The following is a 19,895-nucleotide window of genomic DNA, read 5'->3' as shown; positions in this document are numbered from 1 at the left end:
TCCTCGGCAGACAGGTCGATCGGATTGGACGCGTAGGTCAGCTCGTTCTGGTACCGAGATCCACCGTATTGACCCGCGCTACGCATCTCGTCCACCGACCAACAGGGCTGAGATACGGTCGCGCTGCTCGGCACTCAATGGTGGTGCGCTGGCGACGATCTCGCGTACGCGGTCCTCGATCTTCGAGGTAGCTAGTTCGGCTTCGAGTGTGCTGTGGTCACCGTGGGGATCGTCGCGACGTGTTACACCGAGCTTGCCACCGAGAGATTGTGTGCGCTTGGACATGGACATAGCTGTCTCCGTAGGGGATTCGAGATTCCTACGGGGCACTGCGAGAGTTGGGCCGACTTCCCGTGCTCACATGTTCCGTTTAGCGCCTACACAATTATGAGTTTCGATCTGCCAGCGGGTCGGTCACCGCCGGAAGCTCCGGTGTTCTGAAGCTGGAACCAACGATAGACCATGATTTCGGACTTGTCCCGTATCGCTCTCGCACTGCTGCTCAGACACCCGATTGTGAGCCCTGAGAGCGCTTGTCCCGGTCGATTCCTCGGTCACCGGTACGTCGATTCGATCGAGTCTTTTGACTCACGGCTCGTAATGTTCGAACCCCTCGGGCCGCTGGCGTAGGTTCTTTCGGAGAGTCACCTGGACCAAGCTCGGATCGAACACTCGACCAGCGCCAGGCATCACCACGATCTCGGCGGCAGATCGGACGAAGTCCCTTTGCTCGTCCAGCGTCCAGGAGGCCCACAGATCCTCGGCAGGTGTGTTCAGCACCTTTGCACTCGGATCTGAGACTCTGGCGGCGCTCCGAGCGGCTTCTTTGGCGGTCTCTATCTGGGGGAGTAGACGGGCTTCGATCCGCGCCAGCGCTGCTGCGGAGACTTTGCCCTCGGCCACTTCGTCGTATACGGCATCGAGCCTCTGCTGTAGCTCTCGGGCCTTCGCGAGATGGTCGCCCACGTCGGAGACAGCGGTCGGTTCCACGTCGTGGTCGGTCTCGGCATCACGGAAGAACAACTCGACTCGATACTGTTCGATGGCTCGGAGCATTTCGGCTATCACCACACCGTCTACCTTCGACAGCTCACGCGCCATATGACTAGGGCTCGACATGCACTTGTAGATCGGTCTCTTGTGGTTCATATGCTTGTACAACGGGCGCTGGCAGGTTCCACACAAAGCGATGCCCGATAGCAAGTATTTGGGAGCCGTGCCGCGTGAAAGTATCTGTGGCCGAGCGGGATCGGTGAGAACAGCGCCTAGTCTGGCGAACTCGTCCGGTGAGAGGATCGGTTCCCAATTGCCCTGCACCACAACACCATTGTGTACTCGGAGCCCGGCATAGACAGGGCGCAACAACATCGTTCGGATCGTAAAGCCTTGCCAGCGAGCCGAGCCGTTCGAGGTGAGCAATCCTCGGGCTGTGAAGTCGAGAGCGATCGATCGCTGAGAGTCACCCTTAAGGATGCGCTCGGCTGCTTCACGAACGATCGGGGCTGTGACTTCGTCGGGCACACGGGCTGTGATCTTGCCGGTGCCTGGATCTCGGACAGCTCGATATCCGTAGACAGTCCTGCCGTGCCACTTCCCGTCTGCGGCGTTGGCTTTCAACGCTCGGATGATTCGGGCGCGAGTCTGGGCCGACTCCTTCTTGGAGACCGCGTGGCCGATGTCGAGGGTGAACGCGTCGTCGGCGTCGGTCGGATCGTAGGTGCGCCCTCCTGAGTGCCAGGGGATCCCCAGAGGCTTACAGAACGAAGCTATGGCTGCTCGGTCGTCGTCGTTCCTGGACAGCCTCGACAGCTCCCACACGACCAGCACATCACCACGACGAAGCACCTGGAACAACTGCCGGAACCCTGGCCGATCCTTGCCCGACCACTCGGAGGCGCCGATATCGACGTCGGTCACTTCCTCGCCGATCGGCCAGCCATTACGAGCGCACTCTGCCCGGCAGTCGGCCAGTTGCTCGGTGACCGATCTACCGGTTCCGGACTGGTCGGAAGACACCCTGGCGTAGATCACGGCGCGCTCGATGGTCATCCGGCCAGCCTAGACCTAAACGATCTGTCAGATGACGACGAGCACGACCCGGAAGGATCTACCATCGCCTTCGAGCGAGCAAAGGTGATCGGGCTGGCGCGCGATGCAGAGGACGAAGTTCGTGAGCTCGATTCAGCTCGGGAACGCGTCGCGTCAGGTTCATATGGAGTGTGCGAGCGGTGCGGGTCAGCTATCGCCGATCCCCGCTTGGAGGCGCTCCCCGCGGCTCGGCGCTGCATAGTCTGCGTCCGACTTCGGTGAAGGCGTTTTGACCTGCTGCAGGTCGAACCGGTATTGTCCCACGATGGCGTGGATGAGATCGTCGCGCGCGTTGGGCGGCGATCACTTGCTCTCGGGTCTCAACTGGCCGCCGAGGGGATACACACGTCTTGGCCAGCAGCGACATCATGAAGACAGGAATTTTTGTGTCTACATACAGCCCTAAGGCCGGGGACACCACCCGGACTTGGCATGTGATCGACGCTACGGACGTTGTACTGGGTCGGCTCGCCGTCCAGGCAGCAAACTTGCTCCGTGGCAAGCACAAGCCCACCTATGCAGCCAACGTCGACGGTGGCGACTTCGTCGTCATCATCAACGCGGAGAAGGTTGCCATCAGCGGTAACAAGCGCGATGGCAAGCTCCTCTACCACCACTCCGGCCACCCGGGCGGTTTGAAGTCGCGCACGGTCGGCGAGGTTCTCGACAGGACCCCTGATCGCCTCGTGGAAAAAGCCGTCATCGGCATGATCCCCAAGAACAAGCTCGGCAGTGCCATCGCGGGCAAGCTGAAGGTCTACGCGGGACCGAACCACCCGCATACAGCTCAGCAGCCCGTTCCGTTCGAGATCAAGCAGGTGTCCCAGTGACGGCGCCGGAGGGAAATGACGTGACGTCCCAGGAGAACACCGAAGAGGTCGTCGAGATCGCCGCGGACGAGTTCGTGGCTGTCGAAGAGCCCGAGGTAGTCGGGGAGATCGAAGCCGCTGCTGCAGCGCCTGCACCGATCCTGTTCGATCGCCCGATCCAGACGGTCGGTCGTCGTAAGGAAGCCGTCGCTCGCGTCCGGTTCTCCTCGGGCAGCGGTGGGTTCAAGCTCAACGGCCGCAGCCTCGAAGACTACTTCCCGAACAAGGTGCACCAGCAGCTGATCAAGGCTCCGTTGGTCCTCGTCGATCGGGCAGAGTCCTTCGACATCGTCGCCCTGCTTCACGGTGGCGGCCCGTCCGGACAGGCGGGCGCCTTGCGTCTGGCTATCGCGCGCGCCCTCATCGAGCTCACCCCGGAAGACCGTCCGCCCCTCAAGGCTGCCGGCTTCCTCACGCGTGATGCGCGTTCGGTGGAGCGCAAGAAGTACGGTCTGAAGAAGGCACGTAAGGCGTCGCAGTACTCCAAGCGCTGACGTTCTTTCCAGTTCTACCCGCGAGGGCAGGCGTCCAGAATTCTCGGATGCCTGCCCTCGCGGCGTTTGAAGATCATTTTTTCTGGCGAAGGGGGACGAACTCCAGATGACTCGACTTTTCGGTACCGATGGTGTGCGGGGGCTGGCCAACGGCTTGTTGACTCCGGAGTTGGCGGTGAAGGTGGCCAGGGCTGCCGCAACCGTATTGACGCAGGCTTCAGCGACGGAACGCCCCGTCGCGGTGGTGGGTCGCGATCCGCGAGCAAGTGGTGAGATGCTCGCAGCTGCGGTGACCGCAGGCCTGACGGCGTCGGGAGTCGACGTGCTCGACGTCGGGGTTCTCCCGACACCTGCCGTTGCGTACCTGACATCGGTGCGCGGTGCGCAACTGGGTGTCATGATCTCTGCGTCTCATAATCCGATGCCGGACAACGGAATCAAGATTTTCTCGGCAGGCGGACACAAGCTCGACGACGACGTCGAAGATCGAATCGAGACCCTCGTAGCCGGAGATGGTGCCATGCCCGCACCCACAGGTTCGGGTATCGGCCGCGTCCGAGTGATGACGGGTGCCGCCGAGGAATATGCGGCGCATCTCGGCACGGCATTGTCGATTCGGCTCGACGGCGTCACCGTTGTCGTCGATTGTGCGAACGGTGCTGCGTCCGCAGTCGCACCCTCGGTGTACGCGGCAGCGGGAGCGAGGGTGATCGCGATCAACGCGGACCCGGACGGCCTCAATATCAACGACGGCTGCGGATCCACGCACCTGGAAGAGCTACAGGCAGCCGTGGTTTCCCATGGAGCCGACTTGGGCATCGCTCACGACGGTGACGCCGATCGATGCCTCGCCGTCGACGCCTCTGGACGCATTGTCGACGGCGATGCAATCATGGCGATACTGGCCATCGGAATGAAGGAATCCGGCGAGCTCACCGATAACACGCTGGTAGCCACGGTCATGAGCAATCTCGGTTTGCACATCGCGATGCGAGCCGCTGATATCGACGTGCGCACCACAGCAGTAGGCGACCGGTATGTTCTCGAGGATTTGAGAGCTGGGGGCTACGCCTTGGGTGGCGAGCAAAGTGGCCACGTTGTGATTCCCGGTTTCGGGACCACCGGTGATGGAACCCTCACCGCGCTGCGAATTATGGGGCGAATGGCCGAGACCGGTCGTACTTTGGGCGATCTGGCCTCGACAATGACCATTCTTCCGCAGGTGCTCATCAACGTGAAGGTATCGGACAAGGCAGCTGTGGCGACGGCGCCTGCGGTGCTCGAAGGTGTGGCCGAGGTCGAGCGAATGTTGGGGGATACAGGTCGAGTCTTGTTGCGGCCCAGCGGCACCGAGCAGTTGGTGCGGGTGATGGTGGAGGCGGCCGAGCCGGACCTCGCCCGGCGACTCGCCGAGGAGTTGGCGAATCGGGTCGGGCAGGTCTGACTCGGGCCGTCCCCGAGATCAGTGTTTTCGGTCGGATCAGTCCGTCAGAGCACGAAGCGCGGTCAACTGTGCGACACGACCTGCGGTGTTTTCAGCCAGAGGTTGGACGTTCAGTGTGGTGACACCGGCCTCGGCGAATGCCGCGACGCGTTCCTTGACGTAGCTTTCCGGCCCGATCAGGTTGATGGCGCGCACGAGCTCGTCGGGCACCGCAGCAGTTGCTTCTTCCTTCTTGCCTGCCAGATACAGGTCCTGAATCTTCTCGGCCTCGGCTTCGTAACCGTATCGTCGAGCGAGGTCGTTGTAGAAGTTCTTTCCCTTGGCTCCCATTCCGCCGATGTACAGGGCGAGGTGAGGCTTGACCCACGGGAGATACTTCTCAGCGTCCTCGCCGATGGCGAGTGTCGGACTTGCGAAGACCTCCAGGTCGCCCAGGGACGGGTCTCGCTTGGCCTTGCCTGCGCTCAGCGCGTCTCCCCACACCTGGTCCGCTTTTTCCGGGAAGTAGAAGATCGGCTGCCAGCCCTCGGCGATTTCTGCGGTGAGCTCGACGTTCTTGGGTCCGAGTGCAGCGATGACTACCGGGATCTTCTCGCGCACAGGATGATTGATCAATTTTAGCGGCTTACCCAGGCCGGTACCCTTGTCTGCAGGCAAGGGGATTTGGTAATGCTTGCCCTGGTGGACGACCTTCTCGCGACGCCACACCTGACGGCAGATCTCGATGACCTCGCGGGTCCGGGCGATGGGTGCGTCGTACTTGACGCCGTGGAAACCCTCGACGACCTGGGGGCCGGACGCGCCGAGGCCGAGAACGAAGCGACCGTCGGAGACGTAGTCGAGGCCGGCCGCAGTCATCGCGGTCAACGATGGTGTGCGGGTGTAGATCTGGAAGATGCCCGACGCGATCTTGATCGTCGACGTCTTCGCCGCCAGAAAGCCGAGTTGGCTGACAGCGTCGAAGGAGTATGCCTCGGGAACGAAGATGATATCGAGGCCCGACTTCTCGAGTTCTTCTACCTCGGCCACGGTTTCTTTGAATCCGCCCGAGTAGTTGAGCGTGGTTCCGATATGCATGAGACTCCTCGCAGGTATGAGCGTGTTATCTGTAACCCGAGCTGTACACCTGGGACGCTACCGGTACCGGAGGGAACCGATTCCATGCGGGCTGCGTCGAACATGACAGGGGTATTTCGCCCGACGAACGTGGAAGCGTGGTGTGCGAGATGTGTGACGAATTGGATATCGATGCGGAGGCAGTCGGTGCTGTAACCGGAGCTTTCGTCGACACTGCCCAGGCGATTGCGTCGGCTGCCGAGATTGCTAGCGGGCTCACTTTCGGTCCGGCGGTCGCCGGCCGGAACTACGGCGACCTCGGTGTGCGCATTGGAGCGGCCGGCGGACGTGTGGGGTCGTCGCTACGACGCTGGAGTGAGGCGTCCGAGGACAACGCCGACCGGCTCCGTATCGCCGTCGATGGATATCGATTTGTCGACGATGCGCTGTCGACGTCCCTGCACGATCCCCGAATCGAATCGACCCGATGACAGCACCGACGATGCCGGGTGTGGAGTTTTCGGCCTCGGTCGACAGCCTTCTCGACGGCGGCACCCGGGGCTTGCTGTATTTCGAACGTCACCTCCCGACGCTGCATCGGATCGATGATTCTCGCGAGTGGACGTACGCCGAAATGTGCGCACGCTACGACGAGCAACGCGGGTTGGATATCGCGGCCTTGACTGCCGATGCCGACGCGTTGGGCAGCGTGCTCGAGGTCGCACGCTCGCAGATCGAGGAACAGCGGCGTCTGTGCGCGGTACTGGCCCGTTCGTGGTCGGGCCCGGCCGGTGAGGCGGCGATGTCGGACATGGAATCGGACCTGCAGCGCGCGCTTTCGCGTGTGGACTCGATCGATCAGCTGTACCAATCCATGCACACCGCGGCAGATGTCATCGGCGAAATCGTGCGGGACAAAGCGTCCGTCGTAGGATCGATCGACTTCTCTCGGGTCGGCGGCAAACCGATCGAGTCGATCGACGCCATCGCGTACTTCGCAGGCCTGGACCCTGATTCCGTCCAGAGTATCGGACCGGTCGCGAATGCTTTTCTGGCTGCGGTCGAGGCTGCGCTGCCCGAGGTCGCTGAGGTGGTCGACACCCGCACACCCCTCGACAGTGTGGGACTGAGCAAGGTTCGAAGAGTCTGCGATGCGTGGCTGAACGACGTTTTCCGGCCCACGGTCATCGAGACCTGCCTCGCATTTGTGGAAATATGCACGGCCACGGACACCGGTGTTCGCGACCTTCTGGCAGTCGTGGCGAACACAGCTGAGGCCATCGATGATTCCGAATTTCCGTCCACCGATATCGACGACTCGGCTGTGGATCGACCCGACCCCCGGTGTCGAACTGCGCCCGACGGTCTCCCGGAGTCTGCCCCGGGCACGGTGCCTCAGTCGACACTGCCGTTGCCCGCACTGCCGCCGCCGGTACTGCCGCCGCCGGTACTGCCGCAGTCCGCGCAACTGCAGTCCGCAATACCGCAACAGGCTTTGCCCACAGCGGCCCCCGCGACCAGCAGCATGCCAGAGTCGCAGCCGCAGCGAAGCCCGGATATCGATACCGGAAGTCACACTGGCCCCTCCGGTTCAGCCGGCTCGCCCGACTCGGCGGCAGCGATCGAGTCGGCGGTGCAACGTGTGATGGAACCGCTCACTGCCGATATTCGATCGGCCTTGGATCACATTCTCGATTCCGAATCCGGTGAGACACCGACCCCGCCGAACGGTCGAGAGGAGCAGTTCAGCTCGAATGACTCTGTACAGGACCAAGATTCACTGTCTTCCGCGGAGCCGCCGAAGGCTGACGCGGAACCAGTGAACGACGATACGCCTCCGCCGGCAGCTGATACGGCGGAACCGGACTCGGGTGGCGTGTCACCAGAACGAGGGCACCTCGAGGCCGAATTGGATGGGCACAGCGCGAAGATCGCGGTGGCACAGAATCGAACGGTGTCGTTGGAACTCGGCAGCCCGGACGGCGGAGTACGTCGATTCGAACTTAGGATGGGTCCGCTCGGGCTTCCCGTGATCGTCGAGACTCTCGAAGCTCCGCCCGTCGCTTTCGGCTCGGCTCCCGAACAAGCTATCCCCGAACAAGCTATCCCCGAGCAGGGAGATCCCGACCGACCTGCGAGCGAATCGAACGTAGAGCAGCCGGAGGAAGTGCCAGAGCCCGAGCCCATCGCACCGGGTCTGGGTACGTCCGAAGACTCCGAACCTGAAGATTTCGAACCTGCGGTGTGCACGCCGGACGAGGGTGAAGCCGCCCCGATAGGACCCCCGATACGAACTCCGTCGCAACCCCCGACACCGGCCGAGGGTCCGGCACCTTCAGCGGCGGACCAGGACGCAGAGGGTCCATCGTTGGACTCGGGTGCACACCTTGCCGAGGCCGGGCCGCTGTGACCGGCGGTAGGGGCACGTGGAGGAGCGAAATTCAGCGCGTGCGGGCCGAGCACCGAGCCGCACTGGATCGGGTGTCGGATCGACTCGACGCGATTACGCGCGCCACGGCCGGTGTCGGGCCGTCAGCGGCCGCCATCGACGATCACGGACCGGGACCGGGACCGGGACCGAGTGGAGTTTCGAAAGAGAACGTCGAGGAAAATCGATCCGTGGACGCATACCGGTCGTATCTGATGCCGGCGAACTTGGATACGCGAGTGCAGGCAGCAGTGCAGGCAACCAGGGCCGAGGACGACCCGCCTTCGAGCTGGCTGAGGTGACGAGGGTCAGCGACCGATCACTGCACGCACTGCCGAGATGGCACTCGGCTTCGGCTGCTCGGCAATCGGTGCGTGGGGATCGATCACCCGCGTGTTCTTCAATTCCGCTGCACCGGCGAGCTCTTCGTACTTCTTGTCACCGGATACGTGGAACAACAGGAATGCGGTCAATAGCGCACGGACGACCTCGACTGTCGACTTCTCGGTACCGCCGAAGCCGAGGGGGCTGAGCAGCCGTCGCCCTTCGACCATGCCGTCGGACGACGCTTTGTCGACGCGTCGAAATGTCGATGGCCCTCCCCATGCGCCGGCGAGCGCGAGTGTGTTGTCGCTCATCGAATCGGTCATGGCTGCATCTCCCAGCACCAAACCGGGAACCGACAAGGATTGTGCTGCGTCTTCTGCGCTCGGCACCGTCGGTGCCGGAAATAGCGCGGCTACGGCTTTGATGTCCGTGCGTGATGCGGCTGCGAGAACTGCAACGCTCGCTCCCATGCCGTGGCCGGCGACGGCGAGTTTTTCGGGGTGCACACTGATGTTTCCGGTTCCCAACCGCACTCCGGTCATGATGTCGAGCACTGTGCCGAGGTCGGCGGCGAGACCGCGGTGTGACGGAAACGGCCCGCGTTCGGTGTCGGGCGCCGCGGCGACGATGCCCCATGACGCTAGGTGCTTCAGGGTGTTCGTGTAGTGGTCGCCGCGCAACAGCCAGCCGTGCCCGAAAGCGACTCCGGGCAGGTTGTAGCCCTCCGCCGGGGTGTAGACGACGCCGGGTTGGCCGGCGAGGGCGAGATCGCCGCGGAGCACTTCGTGCGGACCGCGCTTGCTGAGTTCTGCTGCGAGCTTCTTAGGTGTCGCCACGGGTGTAGACGCTATCGGATCGGGTGTGATCGGCGGGGGTAAGGGGCCGAGTAAGGGTTCTCGCGTTCTCCCGCGAGGATCTCCGTCTGTCTCCGAGTACCCTCAAGCACCATGTGCGGAATCGTGGGATACGTCGGCCACCGCCAAGCTCTGGGTGTAGTGGTCGAGGCGCTTCGGCGTATGGAATACAGGGGATACGACTCAGCGGGGATTGCGATACTCGACGGCGCCGGGAACACCGCCGTCGAACGCAAGGCGGGTCGGCTGGCGAATCTGGAGGCCGAACTGGAAGAAGTCGGCGCCGAGAGGTTCGTCGGGTCGACGGGCATGGGTCACACCCGGTGGGCAACTCACGGGCGTCCGACCGATCGAAATGCACATCCACACCGTGACGTCTCGGGGGCGGTCGCGGTCGTGCACAACGGCATCATCGAAAACTTCGGGCCACTCCGCGCCGAACTCGAAGCCCGGGGCATCGAGTTCTCCAGTGACACCGACACCGAGGCGGCAGTCCACCTCGTCTCGTGCGCTTACGAGGAGGGGCCGACGAAGGGCGATTTCGTCGCCAGCGCGAAAGCGGTGTTGCGCAGACTCGAGGGCGCGTTCACGCTCGTATTCACCCATTCCGATCATGCCGACACCATTGTCGCCGCGCGTCGATCGACGCCGCTGGTCGTCGGAGTAGGTGTCGGCGAGATGTTCTTGGGTTCGGATGTGGCTGCATTCATCGAGCACACGCGCGAGGCTGTCGAACTCGGCCAGGATCAGGTAGTCGTCATCACTGCCGGCGGATACGAGATCACCGACTTCGACGGCAACGTAGCGTCGGGACGCCCCTTCCATATCGATTGGGATCTGGCTGCGGCCGAAAAGGGCGGCTACGACTACTTCATGCTCAAGGAGATCCAGGAGCAGCCCGCTGCCATCGCGGACACCTTGCTCGGGCACTTCGAGAATCAGCGGATCGTCTTGGACGAGCAGCGGTTGTCGGATCAGGAGCTACGTGAGGTCGACAAGATCTTCGTTGTAGCGTGCGGAAGTTCCTATCATTCCGGGCTGCTTGCGAAGTACGCCATCGAGCACTGGACGCGACTTCCGGTGGAGGTCGAACTCGCCAGCGAATTTCGGTACCGAGATCCGGTTCTCGATCGATCCACTCTCGTGGTCGCGATTTCGCAGTCCGGCGAAACCGCGGACACGCTCGAAGCCGTACGCCATGCGAAAGATCAGGGTGCGCGAGTTCTCGCCGTGTGCAACACCAACGGCTCGCAGATTCCGCGCGAGGCCGACGCAGTCCTGTACACGCGAACGGGTCCAGAGATCGGCGTCGCGTCGACCAAGGCGTTTCTCGCTCAGGTCACTGCCAACTACCTCGTCGGGCTTGCACTCGCGCAGGCTCGCGGAACGAAGTACCCCGACGAAGTCGCACGGGAATTCGCAGACCTCGAAGCGATGCCCGAACTCGTGCAGAAAGTGCTCGATTCGGTGGAACCGGTGCGTGAACTCGCACGAGAATTGGCTATGTCGCCGACGATTCTGTTCCTCGGCCGCCACGTCGGATACCCGGTGGCACTCGAAGGCGCCCTCAAGCTCAAGGAACTCGCATACATGCACGCGGAGGGCTTCGCTGCAGGTGAACTCAAACATGGTCCCATCGCGCTGATCGAGGACGGGTTGCCCGTGATCGTGGTCATGCCCTCGCCGAAGGGGCGCGCGGTCCTTCACTCGAAGATGCTCAGCAACATTCGTGAGATCCAGGCGCGTGGTGCTCGAACAGTAGTGATCGCGGAGGAGGGTGACGAAACTGTCCGTCCCTTTGCCGACCACCTGATCGAGATCCCGGTGGCTCCGACTCTCCTGCAGCCACTGTTGTCGACTGTGCCGTTGCAGGTCTTTGCCGCCGAAGTGGCGCAGGCCAGGGGATACGACGTCGACAAGCCGCGGAACCTGGCGAAGTCCGTCACGGTCGAGTAGCAGCAACGTAGGTGAACGTCCGACGGGAGACTGTTTATGCGGCACTATTTCACGCCTGATCAGGTTCGCGACGCGGAGCGACCGCTCCTCGAGGCGTTGCCGCCGGGGGTTCTGATGCGCCGTGCAGCCCACGGTCTGGCAACGGTAGTGGCGCGCGAGTTGGTGGGCCGGACAGGCGGGGTCGTCGGTCGACGGGTGAGCATTCTCGTCGGGTCCGGTGACAACGGCGGCGACGGACTGTGGGCCGGCGCCATCCTGCGCACCCGGGGGGTAGCGGTCAGTGCGGTCCTGCTGAAACCGGACCGCACGCACCCGGAAGGCCTTGCGGCATTTCGACGCGCCGGCGGCAAGGTCGTGGACGCACCGGACAATCCGGACCTGGTCATCGATGCCATCGTCGGCATCTCCGGCACCGGTCCGCTTCGATCCGATGCGGCCGCCATCGTTTCCGCGCTCGACGCTCCGATCGTTTCCGCAGACATTCCCAGCGGTGTCGATCCGACGACGGGCAGCGTGGATGGTCCAGCCGTTCGAGCTGCGGTGACCGTGACTTTCGGTGCGCGCAAACCCGTGCATGTGCTTGCGGTGCCGCATTGCGGCAGAGTCGAGCTCGTGGAGATCGGGTTGACCATGCCCGATCCGTACATTCGTGCGTTCGAGCCCTCCGACGTCGGCGCCCTCTGGCCGATTCCTACAGCCGAGGACGACAAGTATTCGCAGGGTGTCGTAGGGATTGCCGCGGGCAGTGAGCGATATCCGGGGGCTGCATTGTTGTGCACCGGAGCTGCGGTGGCCGCGACTTCGGGCATGGTGCGGTACGTGGGTAGCGCGGCCGCAGAGGTTGTCTCTCACTATCCCGAGGTCATCGTCTCGGCCGATCCGGCGAATGCTGGACGCGTGCAGGCATGGGTGGTCGGTCCAGGATTCGACACCGGGGAAAGGTCGCGGGCATGGTTGTCCGACATCCTCTCCTCCGATCTGCCCGTGGTGGTCGACGCCGATGCCCTGACCATTTTGGCGTCGGAACCGGATATGGTGCGCTCGCGCACGGCACCGACGTTGCTGACACCGCATGCCGGAGAATTCGAGCGGTTGACCGGCCGGGCGCCAGGCGCCGACAAAGTGTCCGCGGTGCGTGATCTGGCATCGAGTTGGGGTGTGACCGTACTACTCAAGGGCCGGGCGACGATTGTCGCCGACCCGGACGGCAGGGTCCTCGTCAACGATGCGGGCGGATCCGCTGCGTCGACGGCAGGATCCGGAGATGTCCTGTCCGGAGTGCTGGGGGCATTGCTGGCCTCCGGTCTCGAATCGTCCGTTGCGGCAGCGTGTGGGGCCAGGGCGCACTCGCTGGCGGCGGCGACTGCAGCGCATGGGTCCAGGGGCGAGTTCGCAGCACCGATTTCGGCCGGCCCCCTCCTGTCCGCAATACCCGAGGCCATCAGAATTCTGCGTTCTGTCACAGTGTGAGGTGCGGGCCGGACGTTTATGGTGTTTTCGGTCACGATCGGCGCGAAGTGGAACGAGGACCTCGGTGCACCGAGTAGAGAGCAATGTGTTGCGAGTGGCATCATCGAACGTTGTGGACAGTGAACTCGTGCCGGTAGTCGACGCGGCAGCAGGCAGCGCAGAGGACCCCAACTCCGGTACAGGTGCAACTGCCACCATCGATCTCGACGCGATCGCCCACAACATCGCTGTTCTCGGTGAATATGCTGGTGACGCCTCGATGATGGCCGTTGTGAAGGCAGATGGCTACAACCACGGTGCGCTGGCGGTTGCAACAGTGGCGCTCAACGCGGGAGTCGAAGAACTGGGTGTCACGACACTCGACGAAGCGCTCACACTGCGCAGGGCCGGCATCACTGCCCCTATTCTTGCCTGGCTGCACCGACACGACACCGACTTCGCTCCGGCGATCTCGGCTGGGGTCGGAATCGGTGTGTCCTCGGCCACCCAACTGTCGGCAGTAGTTGCCGATGCGCGCATTGCGAACGTCCCCGCAGTCGTGACGTTGAAGGTCGACACCGGCTTGAACCGAAACGGCATTCCCGTCGAACAGTGGGACGAGGTGATCGAGGTACTGGGTAGGGCCGTCGCGGAGGAGTCCGTCCATTTGCGCGGAATCTTCTCTCATCTGGCGTGCGCTGACAGTCCGCAGCATCCTGCCAACGATCGCCAGGCAGAGAATTTGCGTGCTGCTCTTGCTCGCGTGCAGGCAGCCGGTATCCAGCCCGAGAGGGTTCATCTGGCCAATTCGGCGGCCACTGTTACTCGTCCCGATCTTCGTTTCGACATGGTCCGGCCCGGTATTGCGATGTACGGCTTGTCGCCGATACCGGAACTCGGTGATTTCGGCCTGCGGCCCGCGATGACGGTGTCGGCGCCGGTCGCGTTGGTGAAGAAGGTCCGCGCCGGTGACGGAGTGTCCTACGGGCATACCTGGACCGCTGAGAAGGACACCACGGTTGCGCTCATCCCGATGGGATACGCCGATGGGCTCGTCCGTAATCTGAGCGGGCGTTTCGACGTGCAGATCGGTTCGCGACTGTTTCCTTCGGTGGGGCGGGTATGTATGGACCAGTGCATGGTGGATCTCGGGCCGAGCGGGTCAGGGGTCACCGAAGGCGATACTGCGGTCCTCTTCGGATCCGGTGACGGCGGAGGGCCACGTGCACAGGACTGGGCTGATCGGTTGGGCACCATCCACTACGAGATAGTCACCGGAATTCGCGGCCGTGTACGCAGGTCGTACCGGGGCCTCGGTGCGGTACTGCTGGAGAAGAAATTGGGTGAGGTAACCAGATGAATCTGCTCGGACATCTAGGCATAGTCAACAGCGTCGGGTTGGCCCTGCGTGAAACGATGCTGCGTTCGAACAAGGATCCCCTGGCCAACGAGAACCTCCAGTTGATGAACGCCGATCGGGGATCCATCGTCACCGCCGACGACGGAGTTCCGCTCGCAGTTCGCGAAGTCGGGCCCACCGACGCCCCCATCACTGCGGTGTTCGTACACGGGTACTGCCTCCATATGTCGTCGTGGCACTTTCAGCGCCAAGCGTTGGAGCAAGAGTGGGGCTCGTCCGTCCGAATGGTCTTCTACGACCAGCGCGGCCACGGCAAGTCCGGTGAACCGACGCCCGAAAGTTGCACCATCGAACAGCTCGGCTCCGATCTCGACGCAGTCATTCGTGCAGTCGCACCGCGCGGTCATCTCGTCCTCATCGGCCACTCGATGGGTGGAATGACGATTCTGTCGTTCACGCGTCAGCGTCCGGACCTGGTCAAGGACAGGGTCGTCGGCGTTGGATTGCTTTCGACGACAGCCGCTGGACTGGCCGAAACAGGCCTGGGCAAAAGCCTGAACAATCCCGTCATCGATGCATTTCGCTTTGCTGTCCGCACTTCGCCCGGCGTGGTCCAGCTCGGACGCGGGGCTGTGCGGGCGCTGATCTCGCCGGTACTTCGTGCGGCGTCGTACGGAACGCGGGTGAGTCCGCGCTTGGTTGCTTTCTCACAATCGATGATCGACGACACCTCGGTAGTCACGATCGTCAACTTTCTGAAAACCCTCGAGTTACACAACGAGAAGGATGCGCTGTCGCACCTCACGCGCATTCCGGTGACCGTCATGTGTGGCGACGAAGACTGGATAATTCCGCTCGCGAGCACATTGGCGATGGCTGAAGCACTGCCCGAGGCCGAGGTGGTTCGGGTGCCTCAAGCCGGTCATCTCGTGCAGCTCGAGTTTCCGGACAAAGTCAACGCCGCCCTCGTGCGCCTCCTCACCCGGGCGACCGCTGTGCGGGCACGTCGACGAAGTGGATGGCGGGGCATTGGCTGAGTCCACGTCGCCGTCCACATTGCATTTCGATGGGCGCTCACTGATCTTGCCGACGGCGGCCGACACGGAAGACTTCGGATACCGGCTGGCCCAAACCCTCGTCGCCGGCGACCTCGTGATCCTCGATGGGCCGCTGGGTGCGGGGAAGACCGCCATGACGCGGGGTATTGCGTCGGGTCTCGGGGTGCAGGGCAGGGTCAGCTCGCCGACGTTCGTCATTGCACGCGAACACCGGGCCGGGATTCGGCCGAACGGTGGAGCCCCCGTCTCCTTGATTCACGTGGACGCGTACCGGCTGGGAATGACGGGGCAGTCTGCCCTCGACGAACTGGATGCGTTGGATCTCGACACCGATCTGGAGGCGGCTGTGGTCGTCGTCGAATGGGGCGAGGGACTGGTCGAGAAGCTCACCGATTCTCATGTGTCGGTCCGCATCCGACGCGACCTCGACACCGATGACAGGTGCGTCGAATTGAACCGAGTCCAACATTCGGTGCAGGACTGACGGTGCCGCGGCAGGCCCGCAGTGACATGCGGGTACTCTGAGAAACCGTGCTCGTTCTCGCTGTCGATACCTCCACGCCCGCAGTCACCGCCGGTGTGGTTCGCGTCACCGACGGGCAGCCGCATACCCTGTCTCAGCGAATCGTGGTCGACCCTCGACTTCACGCCGAGGTCCTCACACCCAACATCCTCCAATGTCTGGCCGACGCCGCACTGACACCACGGGATCTGCAGGCCGTGGTCGTCGGTGTCGGTCCCGGCCCGTTCACCGGACTTCGCGTCGGAATGGCAACGGCCTCCGCGTTTGCCGACGCACTGGGCATCCCGATCCACGGTGTCTGCAGTCTCGACGCGATTGCCGCCGAACTTCCCGACGAGCCAGATCTGGTGGTCGTCACCGATGCCAGGCGCCGTGAGGTGTATTGGGCGCGGTACCGACATGCGGTCCGGTACGCAGGCCCGGAAGTCGTTGCTCCTGCTCAGCTCGATGTTGCCGGGGCGAGTGCGGCCGCTGGGTCTCCGGCGCATGTCGCGCTGTTCGAAGTTCCTGTCCGAGAAGTGGAGTCGCCGTCGCCTCAGGGTTTGGTACTGGCGGCTCTCGAGCACCTGGCAGCCGGATCTGCGCCGGCACCGATCGTGCCGCTCTACCTTCGCCGGCCGGACGCGAAAACTCTCGAGGAGCGCGCAGCAGCGAAGGCGGTGACACCTTGACCGTAATTCTGTCGCCACTGCTCGGAGCCGATGCCGAGCGTTGCGCCGAACTCGAGAGGGTGTTGTTTCCCGGGGACGGCCCATGGACCGCGCAGGCTTTTCTATCGGAACTTGCTGCGCCGCACAATCATTACGTTGCCGCGCGCGAGGGTGGCACGCTGATGGGTTACGCCGGGGTCGCTTTGCTGGGCAAGGGGGAGTCGGCGGAGGCGGAAGTACACACCATCGGAGTCGATCCTCTCGCGCACCGCCGCGGCATCGGAGGGGCATTGCTGGCCGATCTGCTCGCGGCAGCCGACAGCCACGGCGGACCGGTATTCCTCGAAGTGCGTACCGACAACGAACCTGCTATCGAGCTCTACACCCTTACCGGGTTCGTGGTGGTCGGCACTCGGCCTAAGTACTACCAGCCGAGCGGCGCGGACGCGTACACGATGCGGCGCGAAGTCGGGAATGGAGGCACGCTCTCGTGATCGTGTTGGGTATCGAAAGTTCGTGTGACGAAACAGGTGTGGGTGTCGTCCGGTGGCGTGATTCCGGTGTGTGCGAGTTGCTCGCCGACGAGGTCGCGTCCAGTGTCGACGAGCACGCACGATACGGCGGTGTTGTCCCAGAGGTAGCGTCACGCGCGCATCTCGAGGCGATGGTTCCGACGATGCGGCGTGCGCTCGCAACGGCCGACATCGATCGGCCCGACGCCGTGGCCGTGACGATCGGCCCCGGACTGGCTGGCGCTCTGCTGGTCGGCGTCGCCGCAGCCAAAGCGTATGCGGCCGCATGGGGTGTGCCGTTCTACGCCGTCAACCATTTGGGTGGGCATGTGGCGGTCGATACCCTCGAGCACGGGCCGATGCCGCCGTGCGTCGCGTTGCTGGTCTCCGGCGGGCATACGCACTTGCTGCACGTGGATGATCTCGGTGCTCCGATCGTAGAGTTGGGCACCACTGTCGACGACGCGGCGGGTGAAGCATTCGACAAGGTTGCCAGATTGCTCGGTTTGGGTTACCCAGGCGGACCAGCGCTCGATGATGCTGCGCGAGAAGGTGATCCGCACGCTATTGCGTTTCCGCGAGGCATGACGGGCCCACGCGACGCGCGGTACGACTTCTCGTTCTCCGGGGTGAAGACGGCGGTTGCCAGATTCGTCGAGGCACGTCGGCGCGCAGGAGAGAGCATTCCCGTCGCCGACATCGCTGCGTCTTTTCAGGAGTCCGTGGCCGATGTGCTGACCATGAAGGCGGTGCGCGCAGCACAGGATGTCGATGTCAACACACTCGTGTTGGGGGGCGGAGCCACCGCAAACTCCAGAATCCGCTCACTGGTCGAAACTAGGTGCAGCGCAGCTGGATTGAACTTGAGAATTCCGAAGCCTCGGTTGTGCACCGACAACGGAGTCATGATCGCCACGCTCGGCGCGCACCTGATAGCGGGTGGGGCCGAGGCATCGGACCTGCGAGCAGCGACCGACCCCGGGCTTCCGGTGTCCACCAGCCTGATATCGGGCCGCGCCTAGTTCGTTGTGACCGGCTGATTCGTCGTGACAGGACTCGCGGTCGGTTGCGCCGGTGTTTCTGCCACGTTGTCTGCGGAATCGTCCGAGGGCGAAGCCGGGTCCGCTGGAACAACAGCGGGCGGTGACCACACGGTCGGTGGAGGCGTCAACTCCGGCGACGCCTGAGGTGCGGGTGAACCGTCGGCGTCCGCCGTGCGGACACCGTCCGGTGTGCCAGGCGGGAGGACCGCAACGGACTCGCTCGACGTCACCGAAGGTCGTCCGGTCGGGGTCGTTTCGGACGGGGTGGCTTGAGGAGGGGTCGACTCTGGCAGTGTCGATTCCGGAATGCTCGGAGTCGGCGAGGGCGGCACGGTCGTGGTGCTGTCGGGGAACGGAACGACTTCGTCCCAATTCGGCAGAGAGGGAAACGGAATCAGCGGAAGATCCGGTGCCGGGTGCAGCGTCGGCGTGGGAGTCGATGCCGCCGGCCAACTGGTGGGCGTCGGCGCCATGTCGGTGACATTGCCGCGCTCGGATGTGGTCGATGTCGATGTCGACGTCGGGGCCGAAGTCTGGTTCCCCGTCGAGACCTCCAGGGAGGTTGTCGTGGCCCGCGGATCGGCCGCGTCGGTGGCGATGTCTGCGATCGAGGTAGTGCTCGGATCGCTGTGCTGCTCGGATGGAACCTCGGTGCCTGCGGGGGAGTAGCCGGTGTCATCGGACGGGGTCAATGCCTGAATTCCGTAGACGAGGACGATTCCGGCGACGAGAAGAGCGCCGACCAACGCTCCGGAGTAACGACCGACCGATCGAGCCGACGATCCGGCATTGGCACCGACCGTGGGGTAGAGGCCCTGAGCAGCGGTCAGGGCGAGATGAGCGGCACCTGTAGCAAGGGCGGCATCGGGTTCGTCGACGGTAAGGACAGGAACCTCGAGTTCGGACTCGAACACGGTCCGCACCAGCGGTATGAGTGCGCCGCCGCCGATGAGTACCACCGCTTCGGGTGCACGGCCCGTACGATCGGCCGCCTGCGTGACACGGCGCACGAGCTTTGTCACCGACGGGCGGATCAGCACATCGAATTCCGTCCGAGCCACAGTGGTCGTCACTCCGTCGTGGCTGATGGATGCCGAATCGTATGTCGACAGGTGTTCTTTGACCGTGCGGTACCGCGCAGAATCGTTGCTGTGGGCGTCCTCTCGCGGTCGACTTTCGCGTTCCGATTTACTGCGTACAAGATCTTTGACGAGACTGTTGACCGCGTCACCGCCGAGGTCGGCGCTGCGTTCGTAAGCGTGGACGACACCGGATTGGGCGTCGATGATCGTCACGGTCGAGCCCGAGGCGCCCAGGTCGACAACCGAGACGGTGCCGTAGCGCGCAATGAGCCCGGACTCGACAAGGAACGCGTGGGAAGCCGCAGATTCGGGAACCAACGAGAGCGCACGGTGTGAGTTGCTGCATGCCGAACGAATGGATGCAGACTGCTCGGCAGTGCGGTACGACACCGCGATGGTGTCCGGCTCGCGTCGTCCAGTCGAATGTGCGCCTTGCCCAGTGGGTGCAGGAGCCAGGGTCGTCATCAATTCTATTGCCGATGTGACCAGCTGGCCGATGTCGGTATTGGCCTCACTGTCGGCGGAGACGGTCCGGTATTCGACGGTGTGCGAACCATCCTCGTCCACCACGACCAGGGCAGCACAGACGACCTCGGTTCCGGTGGAAACCCCTATTCCAACCTTCACCGCGCACCTCCCACCCTGTTCGGAATCGACTACATGTCCGGACGCTGTTACGGCTCCGTGTCATGGCAGCCCGGT

General features: G+C 63.4%; 19 protein-coding genes and 1 pseudogene. 15 read left to right on the top strand and 5 right to left on the bottom strand.

Annotated features, from left to right (window positions below; translation table 11 throughout):
* Nucleotides 1-78: 78 nt before the first annotated feature.
* Nucleotides 79-291 carry a hypothetical protein gene (locus E5720_RS03935; RefSeq protein ID WP_136169559.1) on the bottom strand — a complete coding sequence of 71 codons (213 nt, stop codon included), beginning with the start codon at nucleotides 289-291 and terminating at the stop codon, nucleotides 79-81.
* A 297-nt stretch (nucleotides 292-588) separates the two neighbouring features.
* Nucleotides 589-2,049 carry a recombinase family protein gene (locus tag E5720_RS03930; protein WP_136169558.1) on the bottom strand — a complete coding sequence of 487 codons (1,461 nt, stop codon included), beginning with the start codon at nucleotides 2,047-2,049 and terminating at the stop codon, nucleotides 589-591.
* A gap of 27 nt (nucleotides 2,050-2,076) precedes the next feature.
* Between E5720_RS03930 and E5720_RS03925 the strand changes: the two are divergent.
* The 4 genes and pseudogenes from E5720_RS03925 to glmM form a co-directional block, all read left to right on the top strand.
* Nucleotides 2,077-2,310 (top strand): annotated as a pseudogene (locus tag E5720_RS03925) (TraR/DksA C4-type zinc finger protein); the annotation flags it as partial.
* Between the two features lie 164 nt (nucleotides 2,311-2,474).
* Nucleotides 2,475-2,918 carry a 50S ribosomal protein L13 gene (rplM, locus tag E5720_RS03920; protein ID WP_136169556.1) on the top strand — a complete coding sequence of 148 codons (444 nt, stop codon included), beginning with the start codon at nucleotides 2,475-2,477 and terminating at the stop codon, nucleotides 2,916-2,918.
* Nucleotides 2,915-3,451, top strand: a complete 537-nt coding sequence (rpsI, locus tag E5720_RS03915) for a 30S ribosomal protein S9 (RefSeq protein ID WP_136169555.1) — start codon at nucleotides 2,915-2,917, stop codon at nucleotides 3,449-3,451. Before rplM ends, rpsI begins: the two co-directional genes overlap by 4 nt.
* 106 nt (nucleotides 3,452-3,557) lie before the next feature.
* A complete protein-coding gene (gene glmM / locus E5720_RS03910; RefSeq protein WP_136169554.1) occupies nucleotides 3,558-4,895 on the top strand; it encodes a phosphoglucosamine mutase in 1,338 nt (445 codons plus the stop codon).
* Nucleotides 4,896-4,931: 36 nt separating this feature from the next.
* Here the strand turns inward: glmM and E5720_RS03905 are convergent, their stop codons facing one another.
* Nucleotides 4,932-5,972 (bottom strand): LLM class F420-dependent oxidoreductase, encoded by a 1,041-nt coding sequence (locus E5720_RS03905; RefSeq protein WP_136169553.1) that lies wholly within the window; start codon nucleotides 5,970-5,972, stop codon nucleotides 4,932-4,934.
* A gap of 149 nt (nucleotides 5,973-6,121) precedes the next feature.
* Between E5720_RS03905 and E5720_RS03900 the strand changes: the two genes are divergently transcribed.
* Genes E5720_RS03900 through E5720_RS03890 form a run of 3 tightly spaced genes read left to right on the top strand, consistent with a single transcriptional unit; the run spans nucleotide 6,122 to nucleotide 8,681 of the window.
* Entirely contained in the window at nucleotides 6,122-6,442 is a 321-nt protein-coding gene (locus E5720_RS03900; RefSeq protein ID WP_136169552.1) for a type VII secretion target, read from the top strand.
* Nucleotides 6,439-8,361 carry a hypothetical protein gene (locus E5720_RS03895; RefSeq protein ID WP_136169551.1) on the top strand — a complete coding sequence of 641 codons (1,923 nt, stop codon included), beginning with the start codon at nucleotides 6,439-6,441 and terminating at the stop codon, nucleotides 8,359-8,361. Before E5720_RS03900 ends, E5720_RS03895 begins: the two co-directional genes overlap by 4 nt.
* 38 nt (nucleotides 8,362-8,399) lie before the next feature.
* Nucleotides 8,400-8,681: a hypothetical protein gene (locus E5720_RS03890; RefSeq protein ID WP_136169550.1), complete on the top strand. Its 282-nt coding sequence runs from the start codon at nucleotides 8,400-8,402 to the stop codon at nucleotides 8,679-8,681.
* A gap of 6 nt (nucleotides 8,682-8,687) precedes the next feature.
* On the opposite strand, the gene E5720_RS03885 is transcribed toward E5720_RS03890, so the two are convergent.
* Complete coding sequence (locus E5720_RS03885) at nucleotides 8,688-9,542, bottom strand: hypothetical protein (RefSeq protein ID WP_136169549.1); 855 nt, start codon at nucleotides 9,540-9,542, stop codon at nucleotides 8,688-8,690.
* A 111-nt stretch (nucleotides 9,543-9,653) separates the two neighbouring features.
* Here E5720_RS03885 and glmS point away from each other — a divergent pair, with 111 nt between their 5' ends.
* The 8 genes from glmS (at nucleotide 9,654) to tsaD (ending at nucleotide 18,090) form a co-directional block, all read left to right on the top strand.
* Nucleotides 9,654-11,516, top strand: coding sequence for a glutamine--fructose-6-phosphate transaminase (isomerizing) (gene glmS / locus E5720_RS03880; protein WP_136169548.1), 1,863 nt, complete (start codon nucleotides 9,654-9,656; stop codon nucleotides 11,514-11,516).
* Between the two features lie 36 nt (nucleotides 11,517-11,552).
* Entirely contained in the window at nucleotides 11,553-12,986 is a 1,434-nt protein-coding gene (locus E5720_RS03875; RefSeq protein ID WP_136169547.1) for an NAD(P)H-hydrate dehydratase, read from the top strand.
* 196 nt (nucleotides 12,987-13,182) lie between these two features.
* On the top strand, nucleotides 13,183-14,325 hold the full coding sequence (gene alr / locus E5720_RS03870) for an alanine racemase (protein ID WP_247596286.1): 1,143 nt from the start codon (nucleotides 13,183-13,185) through the stop codon (nucleotides 14,323-14,325).
* A 56-nt stretch (nucleotides 14,326-14,381) separates the two neighbouring features.
* The gene (locus E5720_RS03865; protein ID WP_247596285.1) at nucleotides 14,382-15,362 is read left to right on the top strand and encodes an alpha/beta hydrolase; all 981 of its coding nucleotides are present in this window, start codon (nucleotides 14,382-14,384) and stop codon (nucleotides 15,360-15,362) included.
* Nucleotides 15,355-15,867, top strand: a complete 513-nt coding sequence (gene tsaE, locus E5720_RS03860; protein ID WP_136169544.1) for a tRNA (adenosine(37)-N6)-threonylcarbamoyltransferase complex ATPase subunit type 1 TsaE — start codon at nucleotides 15,355-15,357, stop codon at nucleotides 15,865-15,867. Before E5720_RS03865 ends, tsaE begins: the two co-directional genes overlap by 8 nt.
* A gap of 47 nt (nucleotides 15,868-15,914) precedes the next feature.
* Complete coding sequence (gene tsaB, locus E5720_RS03855; protein ID WP_136169543.1) at nucleotides 15,915-16,577, top strand: tRNA (adenosine(37)-N6)-threonylcarbamoyltransferase complex dimerization subunit type 1 TsaB; 663 nt, start codon at nucleotides 15,915-15,917, stop codon at nucleotides 16,575-16,577.
* Nucleotides 16,574-17,050 (top strand): ribosomal protein S18-alanine N-acetyltransferase, encoded by a 477-nt coding sequence (gene rimI / locus E5720_RS03850; RefSeq protein ID WP_136169542.1) that lies wholly within the window; start codon nucleotides 16,574-16,576, stop codon nucleotides 17,048-17,050. The genes tsaB and rimI overlap by 4 nt, the downstream gene beginning before the upstream one ends.
* Entirely contained in the window at nucleotides 17,047-18,090 is a 1,044-nt protein-coding gene (gene tsaD, locus E5720_RS03845) for a tRNA (adenosine(37)-N6)-threonylcarbamoyltransferase complex transferase subunit TsaD (protein WP_136169541.1), read from the top strand. Before rimI ends, tsaD begins: the two co-directional genes overlap by 4 nt.
* On the opposite strand, the gene E5720_RS03840 is transcribed toward tsaD, so the two are convergent.
* Complete coding sequence (locus tag E5720_RS03840; protein ID WP_136169540.1) at nucleotides 18,087-19,820, bottom strand: Hsp70 family protein; 1,734 nt, start codon at nucleotides 19,818-19,820, stop codon at nucleotides 18,087-18,089. The genes tsaD and E5720_RS03840 overlap by 4 nt on opposite strands.
* Nucleotides 19,821-19,895 lie beyond the last annotated feature (75 nt).

Source organism: Rhodococcus sp. PAMC28707 (assembly GCF_004795915.1).
In the GTDB taxonomy this organism is placed as follows: Bacteria; Actinomycetota; Actinomycetes; order Mycobacteriales; family Mycobacteriaceae; genus Rhodococcoides.
This window is presented reverse-complemented; position numbering and strand designations above follow the sequence as displayed.